We start from the raw sequence: 24,139 nt of genomic DNA, 5'->3' as shown, positions 1-24,139 counted from the left end.
CGATTATCTCAATAATAACTTTCTGCCGATTAAAGTAGACCGCGAAGAAAGACCAGACATCGATAGCATCTATATGCAGGCGCTGCAAATGATGACGGGGCAAGGGGGGTGGCCATTAAATATCTTTTTAAACCCTGAAGATCTCGTGCCTTTTTACGGCGGTACTTATTTTCCTGTTGAGCCAAAATATGGTCGTCCTGGGTTTTTGGAAATGCTTCAGTCCATACGCCGTTTTTATGACCAAGAACCAGAAAAGTTGCTGGCTTTTAAAAGCGAAATCCTTAGTAATCTTCAGCAATCGGCAACTCTACCTGCCAATCAAGAGGCGAGTTTAGACCGAGACTTAATTAACCAGGGTATAAATGCTAATACCGCAGCTATTCAACCAAATGATTTTGGTCGTCCCAGTTTTCCCATGATTCCCTACGCGACGATCGCTTTACAAGGTAGTAGATTAAATCAGGAATATGATTACAATACTCAAGCACTATCCCAACAGCGCGGTTTAGATTTAGTCACAGGGGGGATATACGACCATGTAGCAGGGGGATTTCATCGCTATACCGTAGATAATACTTGGACAGTGCCTCATTTTGAAAAGATGCTCTATGATAATGGGCAAATTATCGAGTATTTGGCTAACTTATGGAGTAGTGGAGTAGAGCAACCCGCAATTAAAAAAGCGATCGCTTTGACGGTTCAATGGCTCAAGCGAGAAATGACTCATCCCCAAGGTTATTTTTATGCAGCTCAAGATGCCGATAATTTTACTACGCCAGAAGCAGTTGAGCCAGAAGAAGGAGATTTTTATGTTTGGAGCTATCAGGAATTAGAATCTTTACTCAGCGCTACAGAATTAACCGAATTAGAGCAAGAATTTACAGTTACTCCTAGAGGAAACTTTGAAGGTAAGAACGTCTTACAGCGCTTATCAGAGTCTAGGTTATCTGATAATTTAGAACAAACATTAGGCAAACTGTTTACAGTACGCTACGGACAACCTGTAACCGAAATAGATATCTTTCCCCCTGCAAAAAATAACCAGGAAGCTAAGACCAAAAATTGGCTGGGGCGTATTCCGCCTGTTACGGATACAAAAGCGATCACAGCTTGGAATAGTCTGATGATCTCAGGATTGGCTAGAGCCTACGGTGTATTTAAAGAACAGTCTTATTTAGATTTAGCCACTAAGGCAATTCAGTTTATCCTACAAAACCAATGGCTAGAGGGTAGATTACAACGGCTCAACTATGATGGCGTGGCGACAGTACCTGCTCAGTCAGAAGACTATGCCTTATTGATTAAAGCTTTATTAGATCTTCAGGCTGCTTGTCCAGAAGATTCCCAATGGTTAGAACACGCCTTAAGAATTCAAGGGGAATTTGATGATTTACTCTGGAGTATCGAACAGGGTGGCTATTACAATAATTCCACCGATGCTGGAAAAGAGTTATTAGTCAGGGAACGTAGCTATATGGATAATGCTACCCCTGCGGCTAATGGCATTGCGATCGCTAATTTAATCCGTTTGTCTTTATTAACTGATAATTTAGAATATCGAGAACAAGCACAGCAAGGACTCCAGGCATTTAGTTTAGTAATGGAAAAATCGCCTACAGCCTGTCCTAGTCTATTCACCGCCTTAGATTGGTGGCTGCATGGTACAAGTGTCAAAAGTAATCGAGAAAATTTAGAGCAATTAAGTTCTCATTACCTACCGACTAGCGTATACAGAATTGAAGAGGAATTACCTGAAGGTGCGATCGCTTTAGTCTGCACCAGTTCATCTTGTTTAGAACCTGCAACTACTATTGAGCAAATATTAGAGCAAATCACACAGGTAAATCAAAACTGAGAAAATATAGAACACAAATATAGACCAGCATAGGCGATCGCAATCATAGTTACTAACTGACGTGACGCAAAAGTTATGATATAAGGAAATTTAAACTTTCCCGCCTCTAACTAGCCAGCCGAGAAAGACACTGACAACACCTGCAATAATCACAAAAGCGGTTTGTCTCCAGTTTTTTAATTCGCCAAATTTCTCAGTGATCTCAGGAATTTTGTTAGCAGAAATTTCGACATTAGAAAGACGTTTCTCTAAACCTTTAACTTCCACATGGAGTGCTTTAAGATCCCCTTTAAGATCGCCAATATCTTGTTTGAGTTCTGATTTAGTTTCATCAAGCTTACGATCTAATTGATTAAAGCGATCGCTGATAAATTGTTTTAACTCTTGAATTTCAATGTTGTTTGTGGTTGTCATTGGTATAATCAAAATTGAGGTTATAAATGATCTTTTGGAGTTTTTAGACCCTACATCTAAAGACTCCTACCAATATTGTAAGATACACCCCTAGATCAAATTCCCCAAAAACCGTAGATTTTAATTTTAACTAATGTGCGATCGCTAAATGATGCTTTAACCTTACGCTGACAATCGTCTTGATCGATCCAGATTCGATCCTCAATTCTTCGATTGCTGGCGGTTTTGGTTTGCTCTCCTGGAAAATTTAATATTGCTTGTACATCATGAAGATAGACAGTTTTAGGGGACTTAATAGATCTTGTGGCTGTCAGAAACTCTTGTTTCAAGCGATCTATGTGTCTTTTTTCCAGAATACCAAAAGCAGCATCGGAAAATTTGTCTTCGCAAGCTACATCTGCTTGGGCTACTTGAACATATCCACAGCTTAAAATAACCGAAATTGATAGGGGCAATAGTTTTTTGCACAGCATAATGTTTAATGAGAAACTATTTCCAAAATCACTTTGATGCTAAAGATTTAGTGCGATTCTCACCCTAATTGAAGTGTGACAATAATCCTTTACAGTCAGCAATTTGATAGATACGAAAACGATGACTCAAGATTTCTCTAAACTACCACCAAATTTGCCTGTCCCTGTAGATGATGGAGCAAGCGATCGCCTATTAGGCAAAAACCTTCCTCATGTTATTCTTGCTTCTACTTCTGGTAACCAAATAAGTCTCGCCAACATTAAAGGCAGAATAGTACTTTACTGTTACCCCATGACAGGACAACCTGGGGTCAAACTACCCGCAGATTGGGATTTGATTCCTGGTGCTAGAGGATGTACTCCTCAATCATGTAGTTTTCGCGATCATTATCAAGAGCTTCAAGCACTTAACACTCAAGTCTACGGAGTAAGTACACAGGAAACTTCTGCTCAATTAGAAGCACAACAACGTCTTCATTTACCCTTTGAACTTTTAAGCGATCTAGATTTTAAATTGACGACAGCATTGGAATTGCCAACTTTTGAAGTGGAAAATAAGCGCCTAATCAAACGTTTAACTTTAATCGCTCAAGCAGGAAAAATAATCAAAGTATTTTATCCAGTTTTTCCACCCAATCAAAATGCTCAGGATGTTATTGATTGGTTAAAGCAAAAGAAATCAACCTAATGCTTAGATCTCTAGTCCCTTAAGATGTCTTGCTTAACTAAGGGCGCATCTTACAATGTTACTAGGAGTTTTGAGATCTAGTTAGCTTCTAGATAAATCCATGAAACTAAAAACATTAATTCAAACAAAGCGCCATAAGATTATCGAAATTGCCTCTAAACATGGCGCTTCTAATGTCAGGGTTTTCGGCTCTGTAGCCAGAGGTGAAGAAACTTCAACTAGTGATGTTGATTTTTTAGTGGATTACGATTTAGCCAAAATTAGTCCTTGGTTTCCTGGTGGTCTACTAGCTGATTTAGAAGATTTATTAGGCTGTAAAGTTGATATTGTCACGGAACAAGGTTTGTCTAGTGCGATTCGCAACCGAATTTTGCACGAAGCAACTAAATTATGAAAGATGGTTTAGATCAAAGCGATCGCTCCGATCTACACTCAGTGTAACCGCTCAATTAAATCTTTAATTAAGGCGATTCACAAGATCAGACATTAAAAGTTGTCTTTTTTAATCGCTTCTAGTGCTACCTTAATCAACTGAAAATAAGGTGCTTGAGTGACATTTACTTGTTTTGCGACCTCTCTAGATTTACCTAATAAGCCAGTGCGATCGCCTTGACTAACCGCCAATACATTACCGCGATCGTTCCGAATGCGAAGCTCTTTGGTAGTTTTACTGCATACATAAATTCTCCCACTATGGGTAAAGACAGCTTTTTGCACGTTACTGTTTTTAATGGGTTTATTGGTAGCAGAGATATTATTACTCGGCTGTACTTGAGATTTGACTCCTACTAATTCAAGTTCGATATTAGTGTTGCCTTGCCAATGGTTTTCTTTCAGTTTGTAAGCAATATCTAAATGTTCTGGTAAGGGGCAATATTCTCCCCAGCGCCAAGCTAGAGCTTTGATTTGGGTAGCCGAACCCTCTTCCTGCAAGGTTAGTTTTAGATGAGTCTGAGTTTTACCAATCGCTCTTTGCTCAATGACTCTGACATTAGGAGTCCAAAATACAGGGGTGCTATTGCCAATTCCCCAAGGCTGCAAACTTTCGATCTGCTGATAAAGTTCGTAATTAACCTGTCCTAAACTGGCTTGAGCATCTATTTTGACCAAAGGTTTAAGATGTTCTACTTCCAGACATTTATGGGCGAACTCGCTGAGTCTTTGAGTTACCTGTTCGAGATTATCCGCGAGGAAACTAAAACCTCCTGCTGCACGATGTCCGCCATATTTACCTAATAAGTCACTGCAATAGTTGAGAGCATCAAATACATTAAATTCATCAATACTTCTAGCCGAACCGCGAATCATTCTGGGAGAGGGAGGTGTATCTTTTTCTTTTTCTTGATCTTCTGCTTCTTCGTGATCTTCATAAGTACCAATAAACACAGGTACACCATAACGTTCCACCAGTCGAGATGCCACAATCCCAATGACTCCATGGTGCCAACCTGCTGCCACTACTACTAAAAGGCGATCGCGCTGCCAAGGAATTGGGGTATTTTCCACCAGAGCGATCGCTTCTTGTTCAATTTGCTCACACAGTTGACGACGTTTTTGATTAATTTGCTCACACTGCATTGCCCTTTCTAAAGCGATTCCAGGGTCATCGGTAGTTAATAATTCAATTACCATTTGCGGATCACCAATCCGACCTACAGCATTAATTCTTGGCCCTAAACGAAAGCCGATGTCATCTGGTTTAAGCTGTTTTTGGGCTTCATCTACTCCTGCTACCTGGATTAATGCCTGAATACCTAATAACTGGGAATTAGGTAATGCCCGTAAACCCCGCTTGAGCCAGCGACGATTAACCCCCACCAGAGGAGCGAGATCGGCAATTGTTCCTAGGGTAAATAGTTCCATAATCGGATTGGTTAAACCCTTGAGTTTGCCTAGACTTTGAGCAGTGGCGATCGCCAAAATATAAGCTACCCCAACTCCTGCTAATCCTTTATAGGGAGAAGTATCTTTTAATAACTTGGGATTGAGAATGGCATCGGCAGGAGGAAGTTTTTCGGGTAAATCGTGGTGATCGGTAATAATGACGCTCAAACCCAGCTCAACGGCTCTTGCTACAGGTTCATAGGCAGAAATGCCATTATCTACCGTCAGAATCAAACCTACGCCGTTTTCGGCAAACTCTTCAACGATACGATTATTAATGCCATAACCGTCTTTCATCCGACTGGGAATAGCGTAATCGACATTTGCCCCCAGATGTTTTAAAGCCCTTAACAGCAAAGCAGTACTAGTCATACCGTCTGCATCATAATCCCCACAGATGGCGATCGCTTCTTCATCGGCGATCGCATTTTTAATTAACTCAACGCTGATAGCTAGATCTTTGAATTCATCTAGGGGAGAGGGTAAATCCAGAGATTCTGGCTCGATATAAGCCTGAGCATCCTCAGCCGTAGCAATCTCACGATTGATCATTACTTGTGCCACTAAAGGCAATAAACCAGTAGCTAGACTTAATTCTTGAGCTTTTTCGGCTTGTGGTGGGGCAATCTGCCATCTTTGGTTAGGCAGACGTTTACGAGTAAGGGAAAGATCTTGCTCGATTTGGCGATCACTCATTATGAGAATAATTACTGATTACTAATTAGCTGGGCATAAAAAACATTGAAAACATACAAGTAATATTTGCTTGTTTGCCCACCCTATTGTCTCATTACTTATTACTTATTGCTCATTGCTCACTGATTGATTGAGTTGTTTTTTCCAGTCACGACCTAACTGAATGGTGACATCAGAATTTAGTACTCCTGTACTTTCTACTACTACTTCACCAAGACCAAGGATAGATTTTACTTCTGCTGCTGCTTCATGATCTCCTGATTGAGCAATTATCCTAGTTCTTGCTAGAGGCTCTTGCCAGTTTTGGCTAGCAGATACTTGTCGATAACCTGCTTCTCTCAGCATATCCAGAGAGGATTGTAAGGCTTCTTGGCTGTTAGTACTATCCTGAACCGAAATTTTAATGCGGGGAGTATTGATGTGAGATACACCTTCTAATGTGGCATAACGGTCATTAGCGAGTTTTGCATAGTCGGCATCATTTTTAGGCAACTCAAAATATTGCGTCATCAGGTTATGAATTTTGCTGTCATTAGGAAGCCAATAACTCACCCGTTCATTCGGATCGTTAAAGTCTCCGGGAAGCATCATCATGTTGATGTTTGACCTGTCAGTTTTAGAAGCGAAATTGGACAGCGCCATTAACTCTCTAACAGTTAGATTGGTGTCTAAATGGGACTGAATTACCGATAATATTTGGGGAATTTTAACTATTGTTGCTGGTTTTAGGGTTTGCTCTACCGCAGAGCGCATCAGCATTTGTTGACGTTGTACACGAGAAATATCACCGTACTCGTCATAGCGAAAACGTAAAAACTGCAAAGCTTTATCGCCATCAAGATGCTGAACACCTTTTTTGAGGTCGATATAAAGGTGTTGGCTAAAGTCATTGTATTTCATATCTTTAGGCACATCTACCGTAACGCCACCTAGAGCATCAATGAGTTTTTCTACTCCTTGAACATTAACCCGTACATAACGGTCGATCTTAACTCCACCCAGTAATTCGCTGGCAACTTTAGCAGTTAAAGCAGGCCCACCATAATCGTTGGCATGATTGATTTTTCTGACCCCATATCCTTCAATATTGACGCGGGTATCTCTAGGAATTGAAAGTACTGACACTTTTTCTTTTTCAGGATCGAACCTTAACAACAACATGCTGTCACTCAAACCATGAAAAGAGTTGACGAGGTGGTCATAGCCAACGTTTTGTTTTTCAAAGGGAATTCCTTTGTTTTCCAAGTCAGAGCGAACCACTTTAATGCCCAGCAGCAGTATATTCACGGGTCGTTTTAGTTCGGGCAGATTAAGGTTTGCAGCTACCATATCTGTGCCACTAAAAACTTGCTGCTCTTCCTGACTTAGCTCTGCTTGCTTTAACGGTGGCACGTCCGACACCGTAACGGCTAAAAATGCACCAACGACTGCTGATACTAACGATATACTGGCTAAACCCAGTCCAACTAAAATAGCTTTTCCTTTATTCAATTTCTTGTGTGGGTAGTTAACTGAATTGAATTGAGCGGTAGATTTTCGCCCCGAAGGAGTCGATTCATAAGCTTTTCTCATTGACACTGGCAGCCTTCTCCTAGATAACAATAAATAATGTTTTTCAAAGAAAAATTAAGATACGTAAAATAACAAATATAATGTCAGATAATATTAGCAGCTATTTACTGGAAAAAATATTTAGACAAGCAATTACCAGGTAAAGATTTGAATAAGATAATTTTTGCTTGACAGTCTATTTTGATTGATTGTTAAAGGCCGCATGATGCTTTCTAATTCTAGCTACCTCATTCGAGTAACGACAGGGGGGTAAAGCTAGGAAAAAAAATTGCCTTAATTGCCTTGTCTTTATAAACTAATTTGCAATCAATTAGTCGATCTGAGCGGCTGAAAATAGTCTTTTTTTACCTAGACGAGTAATAAAATAGGTACAGGCAACAAAATAACTCGTGGTAACTATAGCATTGGCATACAAAAAGCGAAAAGCAATAATTTGTGTCTCGTCAGCAGCACCATAGGAAAACAGAACATAAGCACATAACCAAATGAGAGTTAGGTTAAGAGATAAACGACTGGCTTTTAGTTGCTGAACTAATTGAGCGGAATTTTTTAACGGGTTCTGCTGAGAATCAGCTATTTTTTCAGGCTTAGATTGAGATAAAGTCCAAACAGCGGGAATGACACCGACAACAGGTAGGAAATAAATCCATAGCTGGAGATATTGTTCTGTTTGTTTTGTAGTGTGTGAGTGATTGCTCATTGTCTTATTGGTTGGTAAATTTAGAGTCTAATGGCATTAAGTAAAAATCAGGTTACGGCGATCGTTTTGGCGGGAGGTGAAAGCACCCGTATGGGTCAAGACAAGGCTTTATTGCGTTTTAACGGCGATACATTGCTGTCTCACGTTTGTCTGATCGCTAGTGAATGTACGGCTCAAACTTATGTAATTTCACCGTGGATTGAAAAGTATCAGAATTTTCTGCCCCATGATTGCCAGGCTGTGAAAGAACAGTTGGTTTTAAACGCTTGCTCTAATACTCCTCTGATTGGTTTTGCTCAGGGATTAAAGCTAGTTGAAACAGAATGGGTATTATTACTTGCTTGTGATCTACCTTACTTATCTTCATCTCAAGTAAAACAGTGGTTCTCAGCTTTGACAACAGTGTTCCCCTCAGAAATTGCTGTTTTGCCCCGTAGTGTCAAGGGATGGGAGCCTCTTTGTGGTTTTTATCGGCGAACCTGTTTGTCTTCTTTGGAGCAATATATCAGCGAGGGAGGAGGATCTTTTCAATCCTGGTTAGCAGAGCATTCTGTCAGAGAATTAGTGTTGAGCGATCGCAGTTGTCTATTTAACTGTAATACACCTCAAGACTGGACTGTAATTAACAGCAAGATAGAGGGAGACGGTTTAACCTAGTCAAATTTTTACAGTCAAAATTATAAAATAACGATTATTGACATCAGATAATTATTCAATTTTCAAACATGGCTAAACCGACTCAGGCTCATTTAGAGCGAATCATCAATAAAAAAGATCCTGTGGAAGTTAGACAAAAAACCCTGAGCCAGATGCAGTATTATATGGGAGCAAAATTAGTTGAAGTACGGATTAATCCCCAAAAGGTAACTTACCGTTGGTCAATTGAAAATCAAGATGATCGGCAAATTTGTACTCTCAGTGCTTTTTGGGGAGAATCGCAGCGCAAGCTACTGTCAGGAGAAGAACCCTTGACAGGAAAAGAATTAATTAGCTGTGCGGGAGCTAATGCCTCTGGGGGATTAGAACAGGCAGCTAAACTATGTGGCTTTGGCTCTAATACAGCAGCGTTCAAAACTCAGTTGAGCAAGACTGCTCAAGAGTTAGAAATACCTTTAGAGTCATTTAAACAACTTCTGATTTAGTTCAACTTTTGATTGACAGGGATTTTTCTATGACCTTGGGAAATGTTGTTTGACCGTCGCTTTTGGTTTCGGGTTTTAATTTAGCTAGAGTTAAATTAACGGCACAGGCTTTTAATTCTGGCTGGAGGGAGATAGGGCAGCTTTCAGGATGAGTAAATAGATTTGCCTCCCCGTTATCTGTCCACAATGCGCCCCAATGCATTGGCACAAAGACTGTCCCAGGCGCGATCGCTTCGGTAACTCTAGCTGCAAAACGCCCCGTACCTCGACGCGACTGTATCTCTACCATCATTTCTGTTTCAATCCCTAATTTGCGAGCATCTTTGGGGTGAATTTCGATAAATGGTCGGGGTTGTTTTTTCATGATTTTCTCAATCCGACCTGTACGAGTCATGGTGTGCCAGTGTTCATAAAGGCGACCAATAGTCAAGACAAAAGGATAGTCAGGATCGATGGGTTCGGCTAGTCCTTTTGAATGGAGAGCGGCAAATTTTGCCCGACCATCAGCAGTATTAAATCTGCCATTAGTGTAGAGTCTTTTAGGAGCTAGGGTTTCATCTTTGGCACGAAACAGATTGGAAAATAGACCTTTGACTTCTTCTTGATCTTGAGCAATATTTTTTTCGGTGCTGCAAGTTAAAGTAATGCTGTTAGTAGTTGTTACCTCGTTTAAAGGACAGGGCCACTGAATCGGGCCTTGTTGGCGTAACCTGCCGTGAGTTAAACCACTCATATCGCAAGGACGACCTTGAGTTAACTGGACAAATTCTTGATAAACCTCTGCCGAGTTGGCAAAGTCAAATTCTTGAGTAAAGCCTAAACGACGACCTACTTCTGCAAAAATTTCCCAGTCTGGGCGGGCTTCACCTGGGGCTGGGCGAAACTGAGAACAAAGGGTGACAACTCGCTCCGAATTAGTCATCGTGCCTGTCTTTTCTCCCCACTGGGCTGCGGGCAACACGACATGAGCAAAGCTAGCAGTTTCCAGAGGATAGTAGGCATCTTGGACAACGGTAAAAGGCGATCGCAATAAAGCTTGTTTTGTTCTAACTAGATCGGGCATACTTACCGCAGGATTAGTCGCTGCTACCCACAACATCCCAACATCCCCTGTTTCTAAACCCGTAATCATACTCCAGGCATCTCTTCCTGGCAACGGATTGATTCTGCCTGGGGGCAATTGCCAAGCCTGTTCTAATTCCTGGCGATGATGAGGATTTGTGACCGTACGATAGCCAGGCAGAATATGGCATAGACCCCCTGCTTCTCGACCACCCATTGCATTAGGCTGTCCTGTTAAAGAAAATGGGCCCGCGCCTGGTTTACCAATGTTTCCTGTCATCAGGTGTAAATTGATAATTGTGCGAACTTTTGCTGTTCCCTCAGAAGACTGGTTAACCCCCATCGACCATAAAGACAAAACTTGTGATGAATCTGCCCAATAGCGGGCTGCTTGTTCAAGCTGATTGACTTCAATTCCACAGCGATGAGCCACTAGTTCTGGTGGATAAGCCTGAATTACCTCAACAAACTGACCAAAGCCTTGAGTACATTCATCAATAAAGAACGTATCCAGTTCCCCCCAACGCAATAACAGATGAGCGATCCCGTTGAGTAGATCTATATCTGTCCCAGGCTGAATTGCCAGGTGTAAATCGGCATCTTTTGCTGTTTTAGTTTGGCGTGGATCGACCACAATCATCTTCACCTTGCGGTTTTTTTTGTGGTGCATCCGCAGACGATTGTAGACAATGGGATGACAGTCGGCAGTGTTTGTGCCAATCAAAAAGGCACAGTCGGTCAACTCCAGATCGTCGTAACAAGCTGGAGGTCCATCGGAACCAAAGCTTTGCATATACCCTGCTACCGCTGACGACATACAAAGACGAGAGTTAGCATCAAAGTTATTTGTCCCCAGGCAACCTTTAAGTAACTTTTGAGCAATGTAATAATCTTCCGTTTGAAACTGTCCTGAACCATACATACAGATACCATCCGCCCCCTGAGTCTGGATGATCTGCTGCATTTGCGAGGTGATTCTTGCTAAAGCCTGATCCCAACTAACTCGGGAAAATTCTTGGTCTAGAGAATCTCGCATCATCGGATATTTGAGGCGATTTTTATCCAACGATTCGGCGACTGTTCCTCCTTTAACACAGACTTTACCTTTGCTAGAGGGGTGAGAGCGATCGCCTCTAACTTGCCACAGAGGAGTTCCTTGATTATCTCGATTGATAGCTTTTCCTAATTGTGCAGGGGGCAATACTTCTAAACCGCAGCCAACGCCACAATAAGGACATAAGGTTTTTATTGGTTCGCTCATCCTTCTCTCCCAGTTGAATATTTTATTTATAGGTAGCTAAATTTATTGATTTTATTGATTTGGTTGATCTGGCAAATTTTTATATTTAAAGCTTTTATTCACTCACTCATATTTGGCATCAAGGTTTGCTATTGCCGATCATGATATTTGATTCAGATGGCTGATACTGTGTCTTAACAATCAAAAAGTGCTGAGAAGATCTAAAGACATCCCCAGCACTAAAGTAATTATGACCTAGCGATCGCTCAAGTCCTTTTTGGCTCTAAATTTTTTGATTCTGGTACAGTCAGGTTATCTTCTTCACCTTCATAATGATCCGCGAAAGAATCTTTGGGTTCTTTGAGGAAGAAAGCACACAAGAAAGCCACAATTAGGGCTGCAATACCTAACACTTGAAAGAAACTACCGTTTACAGCTGACATCACTGCTGCGCCACCATTAGCTGTTTCCGATCTTTCCGTCAACAGTAGCAAAATTGTCAGGTAAGCTACTGCACCAACGTTACCGTAAGCACCAACATTACCAGCAACCTGTCCTGTAATTCGACGTTTAATCAACGGGACAATTGCAAAGGTAGAACCTTCAGCCGCTTGGACAAAGAAGGAACAAGCCATAGTTAACAACACTGCTAGAGATAGTGACCAGCTACTACCAACCTGACTCATTAATAAATAACCAATTCCCATCCCGCCCGTCAAAATTGCCATAGTCCATTTGCGACTTCCCAAAGTATCGGAAATAATTCCGCCACCAGGACGGGATACTAGGTTCATGAAGGCATAGGTAGAGGCAATAATCCCTGCCGTCGCCTTATCTAAACCGAACGTTCCTTCAAAGAAAGCAGGCAACATTGTCACTACAGCTAGTTCTGAACCAAAGTTAACTACGTATGTTAATTCCAACAGCGCTACCTGTTTAAAATCGTAGCGATCTTCAGGAGGATAACGCTTCGTACCTGCTAATAGCTCCTTGTTTACTACCCAACAGTTATATGATTGAAAGGCATATAAACCAGCTAAGATAAGCCAAGCAATATACATACCACCATTAGTCAAGAACTCTACTTTTTGTAAGCGCCAAGCCAATACACCCAAGATGAGAGTTAAAGGTAGATTCATGAGCATCAAGAACCAGAAATCTTTGACCGTGGTTACTTCAATACCTCTGGCACTACGAGGACGACGATAGACTTTTCCAGGTGGAGTATCGCTAACGCTAAAGTAGTAGATTACGCCGTAAATAGCGGCAATGATTCCACTCCCAGCGATCGCTGCACGCCAGTTTAAAACCTCGGCATTGACAGCAGGGAAAAAGAGAATTTTAAAACTTTCTGGTTCACCAAAACTAAACGAGCCAGGCAAAGCAGATAGTGCGATCGCAAATAAAACCATGGTGAAGGCGGAAAACGACGAACCGAAGTTCCCCCAACCACCGTAAATTCCTTCTGCTGTACCTACGTCTTTAGGGGGAAACCATTCTGCGACCATGCGGATACCGATCACAAAACCAGCACCAACAATACCCATCAACAAACGACCCAACACAAGCTGATTAAAACTTTGGGCAGTAGCAAAAATTAGACAGGGAACTGCTGCATAAATTAAAAGTAGAGAATAGGTAATACGAGGTCCATATTTGTCCAGCAGCATACCAATGAGAATCCGTGCTGGCACCGTCAGTGCCACGTTACACAAGCCGATCGTGCCTAATTGTGGCTTAGTTAGCCCAAAATCTTGCCCAATCGTGGTTTGAAAAGGGGCAAAGTTGAACCAAACTACAAAGGATAAGAAGAAAGCAAACCAAGTCATGTGCAGGATTTTATACCTTCCCTGAGTTGCTTTACTGATAAATTCGGTTAAAAACACTTGTTAAGTCTTCCCTGATAAATCTAACTACAATATTTGAAATTGAATTGAAATTGAAAGACTGCATAAGAAAGTTAGGCAAAGCTCATAATGTTGAGATTTTTGCTTTAAATGCTTACTATAATATGTTTGTAATAATTGCCTCTAACTTTAGCTTTTCTCTTTCGACATTTAATCAACTTGAGCGACTAAATTTAGTTCTTTAAATACACTAATCTTGAGGTCATGATTACACTAAAATCCAGGGTATATCGTATATATTGATACTGAAATCATCTCTGTTCTCATATTTATGTTGTTTTTACATACTAAAAATACTTTTTTGCATAGGTCAAGCTAAAAGACAGATTATTAGAGATTATAAACACCAAAAATTGGCATATTTACTTAGCATATTTACTTAAAGACGATCGCCATAAATTGAATTAATTGAGAGTATTTAACTGATTGCGCTGCGGATTGCCGAGATCCCAATTATTTTTTTGAGTCAGATTAAAGTTATTTGGTATTAGTTGCCAAGGTTGTACTAATTGGTTTAAGAGATTGTCCTGTTGTTGGCGGAGATAGTTCACTGGACGACCATAGTTGATGATGCTGAAGTAGAGGCGATCGCTTGTCGGAATTACCCCAGCTATAGCGCTAACGTTGTCTAAAGTTCCTGTTTTTATGGTTGTACCTTTAGGTAAACCTCGATCTTTGACTGTGCCGACGAAATCTTTACTAGCCGTTGGGAAGAGGTCGGCTATATTGGCTAAATCAGAGTCATGTTGTTGCAGTAGGCGATCGATCGCCATCAGCATTTGACAAACTGCACGAGGGGATATTTTGTTTTCCTCTCCTAAACCCGAACCATTAACTAGCTTTATTTCTGCTTGAGGGAAGCCAGCTATTTTGGCTGCGGATTGAGCAATTATGTCTGCACCACCTAGCAAGTCTGCTAACATTTGCGCCATCTGGTTATTACTATAAATATTCATTTGGCGCAGGATTTCTGCTAACGGTAATGAGCGATGATTAATTAATAGTTGCGCATTAATAGGAAGTTGTTTGATTTGCTTGACTTGTCCTTTAGTTATTACTTCTGGGTGTTTTGTGCCGATTGGCATCTGTTGATATTGCTGGCTAATTTCTGATGACCACAAACTTTGATTTAACGCTTGCTGCAAGAGTTTGCCTGCGGTTACAGATTGCGACTCAAAGTTCATATAAAATTTGTCTGTAACTAAAATATTGCCCAGAATCTCTTTAATACCGAGTTGGTTGAGAGCATTGCCTAAAGCGATCGCTTCTTCCCAGACAAACAGAGGATCGCCCGTTCCCTGAATAATTAGATCTCCCGTAACCACACCATGATTAATTTCACCTGTAAAGTAAACATCTGTCGTAAATTGATGATTTGCGCCCCATTCGCTTAAAGCAGTTAGAGTGGTGGCAATTTTGCTCAAAGAAGCAGCAGGAAGAGGTATCTTGCCCAAATTACTCGCCGATATATCCCAACCCGATTGCACCCATATCCCTTGGCGATCGCGATTAAATCCTTGCTGAGTGAGCTTTTGTAGATAATTATCGACGATGGTTTGACTAAGGCGATCGCGATTAAATTCAGGCAGTTTAAATACAGCGGATTGTTCCCAGGGGAAAAATTCTAATGGTTGTAAATCAGCTTTGCCTGGGGGAAAGGGATTAAACCAATTAAACCAAGTAGTAACGCTTGTCACACTCAAAACTAGCAAATCCAACATAGTAATCAAAGATAACAACACCATTTATAACGTTTTTATTTTCCATAAAAGTTCCTCAAGATAATTTTTTAAGTCATTTTCGCTGAATATTAGGAATCTTTAACCTCAGACTGTTAAAATTTGTAAGGCTTATATAAAATTTGCTACATGGGATTAACGCGCGCAAGGATTGCAGTAGACGCTATGGGGGGAGACTTTGCCCCTGAAGAAATTGTTGCAGGAGCAATCCAAGCTTCGGCAGAATTAGGCGTAGATGTCTTACTGGTGGGAGATGAGCAACAGATAAACTCTCTGGTAAAGAAACATGGCGGTAAAAATTCAGAACAGATCAAGGTAATTCATGCCGAAGACGTGATCGCCATGAAAGAAGAACCGTTAAAAGCGATTCGTCGCAAACCTAAAGCTTCAATTAACGTGGCGATAAATTTAGTTAAAAAGAAACAAGCCGATGCGGTGGTTTCAGCGGGGCATTCAGGCGCAGCTATGGCATCTGCTCGACTAAAACTGGGTCTTTTACAAAGTATTGAACGTCCAGCAATTGGTGCAGTTTTACCTACAATTATTCCCGATCAATCGGTAATTGTTTTAGATGTTGGGGCAAATGTAGATTGCAAAGCAAGATATTTAGAACAGTTTGCCTTGATGGGTACGATTTACAGCAGATATGTTTTGGGAAGATCAGAACCGAAAGTCGGTTTGCTCAACATTGGCGAAGAGTCTTCTAAAGGAAATGAGCTAGCCTTGTCTACTCATAAGTTATTAACTGATAATCCCCAGATTCCCTTTCTGGGAAATGCTGAAGGCAGAGATGTCTTATCGGGTGAATTTGACATTATCGTCTGTGATGGTTTTGTGGGCAATATTGTGCTTAAATTTGCTGAGGCAATTGGTGAGGTAATGCTGCAAATTATGAAAGAGGAGTTACCTCAAGGCGTACACGGTAAATTAGGGACAGCCATCCTCAAGCCTAATTTAATGAACATCAAGCGCCGTATTGATCGCGCTGAACACGGAGGAGCATTGTTGTTTGGTGTCGCAGGAATTTGTATTATTAGTCATGGTAGTTCTCGCCGAGGTTCAATATTTAGTGCTATTCGCTTAGCGAAAGAAGCGATCGACAATGAGGTATTAGAAAAGATTAAAGCTAATAATCAGCAACAATTGGCAACGGAAACACATACCGAAGCAACAGCTAATTAATTTATAGATAGCTCAAACAAGTAATGGAGTAAGACATTGAACAATATGGGTGTGGGTATGGCGATTACTGGATGTGGTTCGGCTGCACCAGAGTCAATTTTGACTAATGATCATCTTGCTCAGATGGTAGATACTTCCGATGAGTGGATCAACATTAGAACAGGGATGAAAAACCGTCATATCGCTTCACCCAGCGAATCTCTAAGTCAGCTATCCGCTGTCGCTGCTAAGGGCGCGATCGCCATGGCGGGAATTTCCCCGACAGACATTGATCTAATTATTCTGGCGACTTCCACTCCCGACGATTTATTTGGTAGCGCCTGTCGAATTCAAGGCTTGATTGGCGCAACTAATGCTGTAGCCTTCGATCTAACTGCTGCCTGTTCGGGCTTTTTGTTTGCTTTAATTACCGCTTCGCAGTTTATTAGTACGGGAATGTATCACAATGTGCTAGTTATTGGTGCAGACGTGCTTTCTCGCTGGGTAGACTGGAGCGATCGCACTAGCTGTATTTTGTTTGGTGATGGTGCTGGTGCAGTGGTATGTCAGGGGGTAAAAGACAACCGTTTACTGAGTTTCGGCATGTATAGTAATGGTAGTCAAAATGATTCTCTTAACCTCAATTATCATGGCAATGGTAAACCTTTAGTTGACAATCTGACGGTACAACACGGTTCTTATAATCCGATCACGATGAACGGTAAAGAAGTATATCGCTTTGCTGTAGCCAAAGTTCCCGAAGCAATCAGCAAGACAATGTTTCAGGCAAATTTGACCGCCGATGATATTGATTGGCTATTACTTCATCAGGCAAACCAACGCATTATGGATGCCGTAGCAAAACGGCTTAATATTGCCCAATCTAAGATTTTAAGCAATATAGCTGAATATGGTAATACCTCCGCAGCTTCTATTCCCCTTGCCCTTGATGCTGCGGTAAGAGATGGTAGAGTTAAGCCTGGAGATATTATCGCTGCTTCTGGTTTTGGTGCAGGTTTAACCTGGGGTTCGGCTATCTTTAAGTGGGGTTAATTTCGGTGAATATTTTTAATTTATAGCATTACGCATATACGTTAGGATATCTTTTGAAAGCTGTATCAACACATTCCGAATTTAAGGTGCGATCGCTTTACTTTTTACTTCTAATCTCCAAAATCATTAAAAAATTCACTTTAAAATTTACTTAAGCAGTAATACTCCGTTTGTCCTGTCAGAGGATAATTTATCAAAAGATCGCACTTTCTAAGCCACAATAATTAAACTTCAAACTACTCCTCATCACTGAAGCTATAACTATCTAATTTGGGCAGGATGCTAGGAATCGCCATCGTAGTTAACATAATCATGTTTGCTATCCAAAATAGTAAAACTAACCACAACAAACCAAGCCAAGGCTGAGAATAAGTTACTAATTGCAACCCAGACCATAATTGCCAAATCCGAAATCCCGTGTAAAGCGTTCCAATAATTACCACAACGCTTTTACAAAATGTACGGCTAAAACTAATCTCACAGGCTAACTGAACAACAACAGCCAATAAGTAGCAACTGAAAAATTGACGCAGAATTGGCGTATTCCAAAAGACAATCCACATAATCACAGGAATAATTACCCCAATTACCAAAGCGACATTGACCCAAATCTTCATAAACTGCAACTGTGTATCATTAAAAGCCATGATTGAGTTGAAGGGTAATTTTTCTTTTTTCACCAACCAACCATAACTTATGCTCAAGAGGGTGGCGATCGCACAGAAGGAAAAGACGCTCAACCAATTATTAGGATTCATCTTCTTAATTATTTAGTTATGAAGCTTTTATTATCTTTATTTTTATAGTACCAACTGTATATTGTTTGCTCATTATCTTGGGTGAGATCATGCGGTCTGTTGCCCAAAAGTCTTTAATTTCTAATAATTTCTTCATTTTGTGAAACAATTAAACTACATAAAGATTTCCAGGAAACTCTCTGCCTTGGTGAATTCCAGTATGACAACTATAATTTTCCTGAGAACTAAAAACAAATAATCATTTATTGCCCTGATAGGTTATGTTGACTTTCGCCTCACTGGAGGATTCCTTAAAACATTATTTTGGTCACGACACTTTTCGTCCTGGGCAAAAGAAGATTATTGAAGCTGCCTTACGCAATAAGGATTTACTGACGATTATGCCCACAGGAGGGGGGAAATCCCTCTGTTTTCAGCTACCAGCTTTACTCAGAGAAGGTCTAACCATTGTGGTTTCCCCGTTAATTGCGCTGATGCAAGATCAGGTAGATGCCTTACAGGACAACGGGATTAATGCTACCTACCTAAATAGCACGCTGGAGTATGAGGAGAGAAGAAACCGCCAGATCGCAATTCTTAAAAATCAAGTTAAATTACTTTATGTTGCCCCAGAAAGATTACTCAATGAAAGATTTGCCTTATTTCTAGATCGGGTACATCATGATGTGGGCATTAGTGCGATCGCTATTGATGAAGCTCACTGCGTCTCGGAGTGGGGGCATGATTTTCGCCCAGAATATAGTCAATTAAAACAAATCCGTCAGCGCTATCCACAGATCCCGATCCAGGCACTTACCGCCACGGCGACTAAAAGAGTCCGAGAGGATATTGTTAACCAATTAAATTTGCGATCGCCTGACATTCATGTGGCTAGTTTTGACCGCAGCAATATTCACTATGAAATCCAGCCCAAAGACCGTAATATTTACCTCAAGTTACTGCGGGCTATTCGGGCAGAATCTGGGGCTGGGATAGTTTATTGCCTGAGTCGTAATCGTGTGGAAGAAATTGCGACTAGACTTAAACATGACGGGATTGACGCTTTACCCTATCACGCCAAATTACCCGTAGAAGAACGCAGCAAAAATCAAACCAGTTTTTTGCGGGATGATGTTCAGATCATTGTTGCCACCATCGCTTTTGGGATGGGTATTAATAAGCCCGATGTACGTTTTGTGTTCCATTATGATTTGCCCCGCAGTCTGGAAAGCTTTTATCAAGAATCAGGTAGGGCAGGCAGAGATGGAGAACCATCTAAATCTGTATTATTTTTTAGTTTTGGCGATCGCAAAAAAATTGAATTTTTGATTGAACAGAAACCCGATGCTAACGAACAAAAGATTGCTCGACAACAGTTAAGACAGGTAATCGACTACGCCGAGGGGAATGATTGCCGTCGTAAAATTATCCTGCGCTATTTTGGGGAACGCTATTCAGGAAACTGCGGTAAGTGTGATAACTGTCTCAACCCTAAGCCAATTGAAGACTGGACAGAAGAGGCTCAGAAGTTTCTTTCCTGTGTTGCCCGTTGCCAAGAAAAGTTTGGCACTAATCATATAGTTGATGTGCTGATCGGTTCGCGTAAGCAAAAAATTCATCAATATGGACATCACCTTTTGTCTACTTACGGCATCGGTAAAGGTCGAACTGCTGATGAATGGAGGATGCTGGGGAGAAGTCTCATCCATCAAGGCTTAGTGGGACAAACTACTGATGGTTATCCCGTGCTTAAGCTAAATAAACGTAGTTGGGAAATTTTCCGTGGACAATTAAAAGTTGAGGTAGCAGTGGACAAGTCGCCAGGGAAGACTACCACGGCTTATAATCCCCGTCAGGCAGAAGCAGAGTTACTGTTTGAAAAACTCAGGAAGCTACGCAAACAAATTGCCGATCGCAATTCTCTTGCCCCCTATATGATTTTTGCTGATTCTAGTCTTAAACTAATGGCGCAGCTACGCCCTAAAAATATTACCGATTTTGCTAACCTCTCAGGGGTCAATGAATATAAAGCACAACAATACGGCGATCGCTTTATCTCCGAAATTCTGGAATTTGATCGACAGCATCAGCTTCCCGTCAGTATTCCTTCTAAAAGCCAAATGGCTACCCTGCAACTCCATCAACAGGGATTAAGCGTCACCGAAATTGCTCAGCAGCGTGGTTTTGCCGTTAGTACAATTAATACTCACTTGAGCGAACTAATCGAAATGAACCAGCCAGTTGCGCTGAATAAGTTAGTTACACCCGATAAACAGCAGGCAATTATCGAGGTGATTAGACAGGTGGGAGATATGACTCTAACCCCTATTAAAGATAGTTTGGGAGAGGAATATAGCTATGAAGAAATTAGGTTAGTTCGTGGCTGGTGGCGCAATAATAACTGATAGTGACATCTCTCGACGCTCATCCTCATAAAAAAAACGCTCAGATTTCCTCTGAACGTTGGTTGTCTTCAATAGATGTATAGATTTATGATTTCGCTTAGGGCTTAGAGCTTAGAGCCTAAAACTAGCTAATTAACCTCAAATTACAAAGCATTAGCACCAGCAACTACCTCGGAAAGTTCCTGAGTAATTGCAGCTTGTCTGGCTTTGTTATAAGACAGGGTTAAGTTGCCCATCAGATCGCTCGCATTTTCACTAGCATTATTCATCGCCGTCATTCTGGCTGCTAGTTCACTGGCTGCCGCTTCTTGTAAAGAGCGCAAAATTTGGTTATTGAGATAAAGAGGTAGTAAAGCATTTAAGATCTGAACTGGGTCTTGTTCAAAGATTGTATCTTGAGGATATGATTCAACTTTTGAGGTGACGCTTTCTCTTTCTACACCAAATTTTCCACCTTTAGTGGTCAGACGGAAAATTTCATCGTCTTTTACTGCTAACCCTTGAGTTGTTAAAGGCAGCAAGGTTTGAATTACGGGTTTAGAAGCAATTAAAGATACAAACTTAGTGTAAATTAGCTCTACTTTGTCTACTTCTTCTGCTAAAAACAGAGATAATAATTCATCTCCAATTTCTTCTGCTTCAGGAGCGGTAGGTATTTGCTCTAAACCAACAAAGCTTTTTTCGATCGGCGCATTGCGAGTTTCGTTGCCAAAGTATTGAGTTGCTTTTCGCCCAATAACTACATAGGTATACTCAATACCCTGAGAGGTTAATTCTTTAGCTCTATTTTCAGCATGACGAATTACATTAGCATTATAACCACCACATAAACCGCGATCGCTACTCACTACTAGTAGAGCAACTTTCCTGATTTCTCTTTGTTCAAGCAAAGGCAGCTCAACATCTTCAAACTGAAGTTTGCCCTGGATATTGTAAAGCACCTGTGCCAAGCTATCGGCAAAAGGACGAGTTGAGTTGACCTGTTCTTGAGCGCGACGAACCTTAGCAGCAGCAACTAGACGCATTGCTTCGGTGATCTTCTTCGTATTTTTAACTGATGCGATGCGATCGCGAATCGCTTTTAAATTAGCCATATTTATAAAGGATGAAGGATGAGGAAAAAATAATAGGTAGTCCTAAAGGATAAGCTTCGCAAATAGGTAGTAGGTAGTAGGTAATAGGTCAATATTATTGATTTCCTATGTCCTGCTTACCCATTACCCATTACCCATTACCCATTACCCTAAAAAGTTAAGCTGTTGCCATAAAGGATTGTTTAAATTCGTTAATTCCTTCTTTAAGCAAGTTTTCCGCTTCGTCGGTTAGTTTTTTCTCAGAAGCAATGATCTCACCATATCTGGCTTTGCTACTACCGAGATATTCTTGTAATCCTTGAGCGAAATCACTCGCTTTTTCGACAGGAACATCATCTAAATAACCATTTAAGCCAGCGTATACTTTTGCCACTTGCTCGGCTACCGATAAAGGAGAACCTTGAGCTTGTTTAAGGATTTGACGTAGACGTTGACCTCTGGCAAGTTGATTTTGAGTAGCAGCATCTAAGTCTGAGGCAAACTGAGCAAATGCTTCTAATTCGGCAAACTGAGCCAGTTCTAGCTTAAGTTTACCTGCTACCTGCTTCATCGCTTTGGTTTGAGCTGCCGAACCGACACGGGATACTGAGATCCCCGCATTGATCGCTGGACGGAAACCAGCATTAAATAAGTCAGAAGACAAGAATATTTGACCGTCAGTAATAGAAATTACGTTAGTCGGAATATAGGCTGATACGTCACCAGCTTGAGTTTCAATGATCGGTAGAGCAGTCATGCTACCACCACCCAAAGCATCACTCAATTTTGCTGCACGTTCTAATAAACGGGAGTGAAGATAGAATACGTCTCCTGGATATGCTTCACGACCTGGTGGACGGCGTAATAACAAGGACATTTGACGATATGCTTGAGCCTGTTTGGTCAAATCATCATAGATAATTAGGGTTGCCTTACCTTGATACATAAAGTATTCGGCGATCGCAGCACCTGTATAGGGAGCAAGGTACTGTAGAGTAGCAGGATCATTTGCGTTGGCCGCAACGACTACGGTATAGTCCATTGCTCCTTTTGATTCGAGGGTATTAACTACCTGAGCTACTGTAGAAGCTTTTTGCCCGATAGCCACGTATACACAGATTACATCCTCACCCTTCTGGTTGATGATGGTATCTACCGCCACGGCAGTTTTGCCAGTCTGTCTATCACCAATAATCAATTCACGTTGACCACGACCAACTGGAATCATCGCGTCAATCGCTGTAATTCCTGTTTGCATGGGTTCACAAACTGACTTACGAGCAATAATCCCTGGAGCCATAGATTCAATCAAGCGAGTTTCATTACTGTTGATCTCACCTTTTCCATCTAGAGGTGCTGCCAGGGAATCAACAACTCTACCAATTAGAGCTTCCCCCACGGGAATCGCTGCAATTTTACCAGAAGCTTTGACGGTACTTCCTTCTTGGATACCGAAACCGTTACCCATCAGTACAGCACCGACGTTATCTTCTTCCAAGTTAAGAGCGATACCTACTGTACCGTCTTCAAACTCCAGCAGTTCTCCTGCCATTGCCTGCTCTAGACCGTAAACCCGCGCAATTCCATCACCTACTTGAAGTACAGTACCTACATTGGATACTTGAACGTCCTGCTCGTAAGATTCGATCTGCTGCTTAATAATGTTGCTAATTTCGTCTGGTCTGATGCTAACCATAGCTTTCTTTGTATGTTAAGAGTTAGTTTTATTCTGTCTGATTGTTGAGAGGCGATCCCTTAAATAGTTCTTGCGCCTGCCTGGTGATTTATTGATTTAAGCTGATGCTAATACGACGGAGTTGTCCGCGAATACTGGCATCAATTACTTTCGACCCAACTTTGATAATTACCCCGCCAATCAAGTCAGAGTCAATGCTGGTTTTTAGCTCTACATCACGAGCATCAGCGATCGCCTTTACCTTTTCAATAATGCTTTGTTTCTGGGAATCGCTTAACTCTGTAGCAGAAGTTACTTCTGCCAGAACAGTTTGATTCAGCTTGCGCAGTAGGTTTAAATATTGCTCGACAATTGGCTCTAAAAAGACAATCCGTCTCTTATCAACCAAGAGCATCATGAAGTTTACTAAGTACGGGTTTGCGTCGTTACCCAATACCTGCTTCAGTACTGCTTTTTTGTCTTCTCCTTTAACTACTGGATTAAGCACAAAGTCTTTGAATTCTTTTGATTCGGAAAGTAATGAATCTAGAGAACGGAAAGTTTCACCAAACTGATTGGTTAAATCACGCTGCTGTGCTAGAGACATTAATGCTTGTGCATAGGGTTCTCCAATTTCACTGTTGATTAGAGTTCCACCCATAA

20 protein-coding genes are annotated in these 24,139 nt (G+C 41.1%); 8 read left to right on the top strand and 12 right to left on the bottom strand.

Features of this window, described 5'->3' with window-relative positions; genetic code table 11:
• A partial coding sequence (locus tag C7B62_RS06920) for a thioredoxin domain-containing protein (RefSeq protein ID WP_106233970.1) occupies positions 1-1,855 on the top strand: 1,855 nt, incomplete at its 5' end.
• 90 nt (positions 1,856-1,945) lie between these two features.
• Here C7B62_RS06920 and C7B62_RS06915 read toward each other — a convergent pair.
• Positions 1,946-2,269 (bottom strand): DUF1664 domain-containing protein, encoded by a 324-nt coding sequence (locus C7B62_RS06915; protein ID WP_106233967.1) that lies wholly within the window; start codon positions 2,267-2,269, stop codon positions 1,946-1,948.
• A gap of 95 nt (positions 2,270-2,364) precedes the next feature.
• Entirely contained in the window at positions 2,365-2,742 is a 378-nt protein-coding gene (locus C7B62_RS06910) for a hypothetical protein (RefSeq protein ID WP_106233964.1), read from the bottom strand.
• A gap of 121 nt (positions 2,743-2,863) precedes the next feature.
• Between C7B62_RS06910 and C7B62_RS06905 the strand changes: the two genes are divergently transcribed.
• Both C7B62_RS06905 and C7B62_RS06900 read left to right on the top strand, forming a co-directional pair.
• Positions 2,864-3,430 carry a peroxiredoxin gene (locus C7B62_RS06905; protein ID WP_106233962.1) on the top strand — a complete coding sequence of 189 codons (567 nt, stop codon included), beginning with the start codon at positions 2,864-2,866 and terminating at the stop codon, positions 3,428-3,430.
• Between the two features lie 100 nt (positions 3,431-3,530).
• Entirely contained in the window at positions 3,531-3,824 is a 294-nt protein-coding gene (locus C7B62_RS06900) for a nucleotidyltransferase family protein (protein WP_106233960.1), read from the top strand.
• 92 nt (positions 3,825-3,916) lie between these two features.
• Here C7B62_RS06900 and recJ read toward each other — a convergent pair whose 3' ends face one another.
• From recJ to C7B62_RS06885, 3 genes are all read right to left on the bottom strand, one after another.
• Complete coding sequence (gene recJ, locus C7B62_RS06895) at positions 3,917-6,010, bottom strand: single-stranded-DNA-specific exonuclease RecJ (RefSeq protein ID WP_106233957.1); 2,094 nt, start codon at positions 6,008-6,010, stop codon at positions 3,917-3,919.
• A gap of 105 nt (positions 6,011-6,115) precedes the next feature.
• Positions 6,116-7,582 (bottom strand): LCP family protein, encoded by a 1,467-nt coding sequence (locus tag C7B62_RS06890; RefSeq protein WP_106233955.1) that lies wholly within the window; start codon positions 7,580-7,582, stop codon positions 6,116-6,118.
• Positions 7,583-7,892: 310 nt separating this feature from the next.
• Positions 7,893-8,282, bottom strand: coding sequence for a hypothetical protein (locus tag C7B62_RS06885; RefSeq protein WP_106233953.1), 390 nt, complete (start codon positions 8,280-8,282; stop codon positions 7,893-7,895).
• 30 nt (positions 8,283-8,312) lie between these two features.
• Between C7B62_RS06885 and C7B62_RS06880 the strand changes: the two genes are divergently transcribed.
• Both C7B62_RS06880 and C7B62_RS06875 read left to right on the top strand, forming a co-directional pair.
• Positions 8,313-8,939, top strand: coding sequence for a molybdenum cofactor guanylyltransferase (locus C7B62_RS06880; protein ID WP_106233950.1), 627 nt, complete (start codon positions 8,313-8,315; stop codon positions 8,937-8,939).
• A gap of 68 nt (positions 8,940-9,007) precedes the next feature.
• Positions 9,008-9,424 (top strand): hypothetical protein, encoded by a 417-nt coding sequence (locus C7B62_RS06875; RefSeq protein WP_106233948.1) that lies wholly within the window; start codon positions 9,008-9,010, stop codon positions 9,422-9,424.
• Position 9,425: 1 nt separating this feature from the next.
• On the opposite strand, the gene C7B62_RS06870 is transcribed toward C7B62_RS06875, so the two are convergent.
• From C7B62_RS06870 to C7B62_RS06860, 3 genes are all read right to left on the bottom strand, one after another.
• Positions 9,426-11,747, bottom strand: a complete 2,322-nt coding sequence (locus C7B62_RS06870) for a molybdopterin oxidoreductase family protein (RefSeq protein ID WP_106233946.1) — start codon at positions 11,745-11,747, stop codon at positions 9,426-9,428.
• Between the two features lie 245 nt (positions 11,748-11,992).
• Positions 11,993-13,555, bottom strand: coding sequence for an MFS transporter (locus tag C7B62_RS06865; RefSeq protein WP_106233944.1), 1,563 nt, complete (start codon positions 13,553-13,555; stop codon positions 11,993-11,995).
• A gap of 482 nt (positions 13,556-14,037) precedes the next feature.
• On the bottom strand, positions 14,038-15,378 hold the full coding sequence (locus tag C7B62_RS06860) for a D-alanyl-D-alanine carboxypeptidase (RefSeq protein WP_233219846.1): 1,341 nt from the start codon (positions 15,376-15,378) through the stop codon (positions 14,038-14,040).
• A gap of 123 nt (positions 15,379-15,501) precedes the next feature.
• On the opposite strand from C7B62_RS06860, the gene plsX reads away from it, so the two are divergent.
• Together plsX and C7B62_RS06850 are read left to right on the top strand one after the other, a co-directional pair.
• The gene (gene plsX, locus C7B62_RS06855; RefSeq protein ID WP_106233942.1) at positions 15,502-16,554 is read left to right on the top strand and encodes a phosphate acyltransferase PlsX; all 1,053 of its coding nucleotides are present in this window, start codon (positions 15,502-15,504) and stop codon (positions 16,552-16,554) included.
• A 36-nt stretch (positions 16,555-16,590) separates the two neighbouring features.
• A complete protein-coding gene (locus C7B62_RS06850) occupies positions 16,591-17,586 on the top strand; it encodes a beta-ketoacyl-ACP synthase III (RefSeq protein ID WP_370303824.1) in 996 nt (331 codons plus the stop codon).
• Positions 17,587-17,822: 236 nt separating this feature from the next.
• Here the strand turns inward: C7B62_RS06850 and C7B62_RS06845 are convergent, their stop codons facing one another.
• Positions 17,823-18,344: a hypothetical protein gene (locus tag C7B62_RS06845; protein ID WP_106233937.1), complete on the bottom strand. Its 522-nt coding sequence runs from the start codon at positions 18,342-18,344 to the stop codon at positions 17,823-17,825.
• A 260-nt stretch (positions 18,345-18,604) separates the two neighbouring features.
• Here C7B62_RS06845 and recQ point away from each other — a divergent pair, with 260 nt between their 5' ends.
• Positions 18,605-20,728: a DNA helicase RecQ gene (gene recQ / locus C7B62_RS06840; protein ID WP_106233935.1), complete on the top strand. Its 2,124-nt coding sequence runs from the start codon at positions 18,605-18,607 to the stop codon at positions 20,726-20,728.
• A gap of 143 nt (positions 20,729-20,871) precedes the next feature.
• On the opposite strand, the gene C7B62_RS06835 is transcribed toward recQ, so the two are convergent.
• The 3 genes from C7B62_RS06835 to atpH form a co-directional block, all read right to left on the bottom strand.
• A complete protein-coding gene (locus tag C7B62_RS06835) occupies positions 20,872-21,822 on the bottom strand; it encodes a F0F1 ATP synthase subunit gamma (protein ID WP_106233933.1) in 951 nt (316 codons plus the stop codon).
• Positions 21,823-21,979: 157 nt separating this feature from the next.
• On the bottom strand, positions 21,980-23,497 hold the full coding sequence (gene atpA / locus C7B62_RS06830) for a F0F1 ATP synthase subunit alpha (protein ID WP_106233930.1): 1,518 nt from the start codon (positions 23,495-23,497) through the stop codon (positions 21,980-21,982).
• Positions 23,498-23,585: 88 nt separating this feature from the next.
• Positions 23,586-24,137: an ATP synthase F1 subunit delta gene (atpH, locus tag C7B62_RS06825; protein WP_106233928.1), complete on the bottom strand. Its 552-nt coding sequence runs from the start codon at positions 24,135-24,137 to the stop codon at positions 23,586-23,588.
• Positions 24,138-24,139: the final 2 nt, after the last annotated feature.

The organism is Pleurocapsa sp. CCALA 161 (genome assembly GCF_003003995.1).
Taxonomy (GTDB): Bacteria; Cyanobacteriota; Cyanobacteriia; order Cyanobacteriales; family Xenococcaceae; genus Waterburya.
This window is presented reverse-complemented; position numbering and strand designations above follow the sequence as displayed.

Coding starts and splice junctions, on each gene's coding strand:
- C7B62_RS06915 (WP_106233967.1), bottom strand. CDS start 2,269: ATGACAACCACAAACAACATTGAAATTCAAGAGTTAAAACAATTTATC.
- C7B62_RS06910 (WP_106233964.1), bottom strand. CDS start 2,742: ATGCTGTGCAAAAAACTATTGCCCCTATCAATTTCGGTTATTTTAAGC.
- C7B62_RS06905 (WP_106233962.1), top strand. CDS start 2,864: ATGACTCAAGATTTCTCTAAACTACCACCAAATTTGCCTGTCCCTGTA.
- C7B62_RS06900 (WP_106233960.1), top strand. CDS start 3,531: ATGAAACTAAAAACATTAATTCAAACAAAGCGCCATAAGATTATCGAA.
- recJ (WP_106233957.1), bottom strand. CDS start 6,010: ATGAGTGATCGCCAAATCGAGCAAGATCTTTCCCTTACTCGTAAACGT.
- C7B62_RS06890 (WP_106233955.1), bottom strand. CDS start 7,582: ATGAGAAAAGCTTATGAATCGACTCCTTCGGGGCGAAAATCTACCGCT.
- C7B62_RS06885 (WP_106233953.1), bottom strand. CDS start 8,282: ATGAGCAATCACTCACACACTACAAAACAAACAGAACAATATCTCCAG.
- C7B62_RS06880 (WP_106233950.1), top strand. CDS start 8,313: ATGGCATTAAGTAAAAATCAGGTTACGGCGATCGTTTTGGCGGGAGGT.
- C7B62_RS06875 (WP_106233948.1), top strand. CDS start 9,008: ATGGCTAAACCGACTCAGGCTCATTTAGAGCGAATCATCAATAAAAAA.
- C7B62_RS06870 (WP_106233946.1), bottom strand. CDS start 11,747: ATGAGCGAACCAATAAAAACCTTATGTCCTTATTGTGGCGTTGGCTGC.
- C7B62_RS06865 (WP_106233944.1), bottom strand. CDS start 13,555: ATGACTTGGTTTGCTTTCTTCTTATCCTTTGTAGTTTGGTTCAACTTT.
- C7B62_RS06860 (WP_233219846.1), bottom strand. CDS start 15,378: ATGGTGTTGTTATCTTTGATTACTATGTTGGATTTGCTAGTTTTGAGT.
- plsX (WP_106233942.1), top strand. CDS start 15,502: ATGGGATTAACGCGCGCAAGGATTGCAGTAGACGCTATGGGGGGAGAC.
- C7B62_RS06845 (WP_106233937.1), bottom strand. CDS start 18,344: ATGAATCCTAATAATTGGTTGAGCGTCTTTTCCTTCTGTGCGATCGCC.
- recQ (WP_106233935.1), top strand. CDS start 18,605: ATGTTGACTTTCGCCTCACTGGAGGATTCCTTAAAACATTATTTTGGT.
- C7B62_RS06835 (WP_106233933.1), bottom strand. CDS start 21,822: ATGGCTAATTTAAAAGCGATTCGCGATCGCATCGCATCAGTTAAAAAT.
- atpA (WP_106233930.1), bottom strand. CDS start 23,497: ATGGTTAGCATCAGACCAGACGAAATTAGCAACATTATTAAGCAGCAG.
- atpH (WP_106233928.1), bottom strand. CDS start 24,137: ATGGGTGGAACTCTAATCAACAGTGAAATTGGAGAACCCTATGCACAA.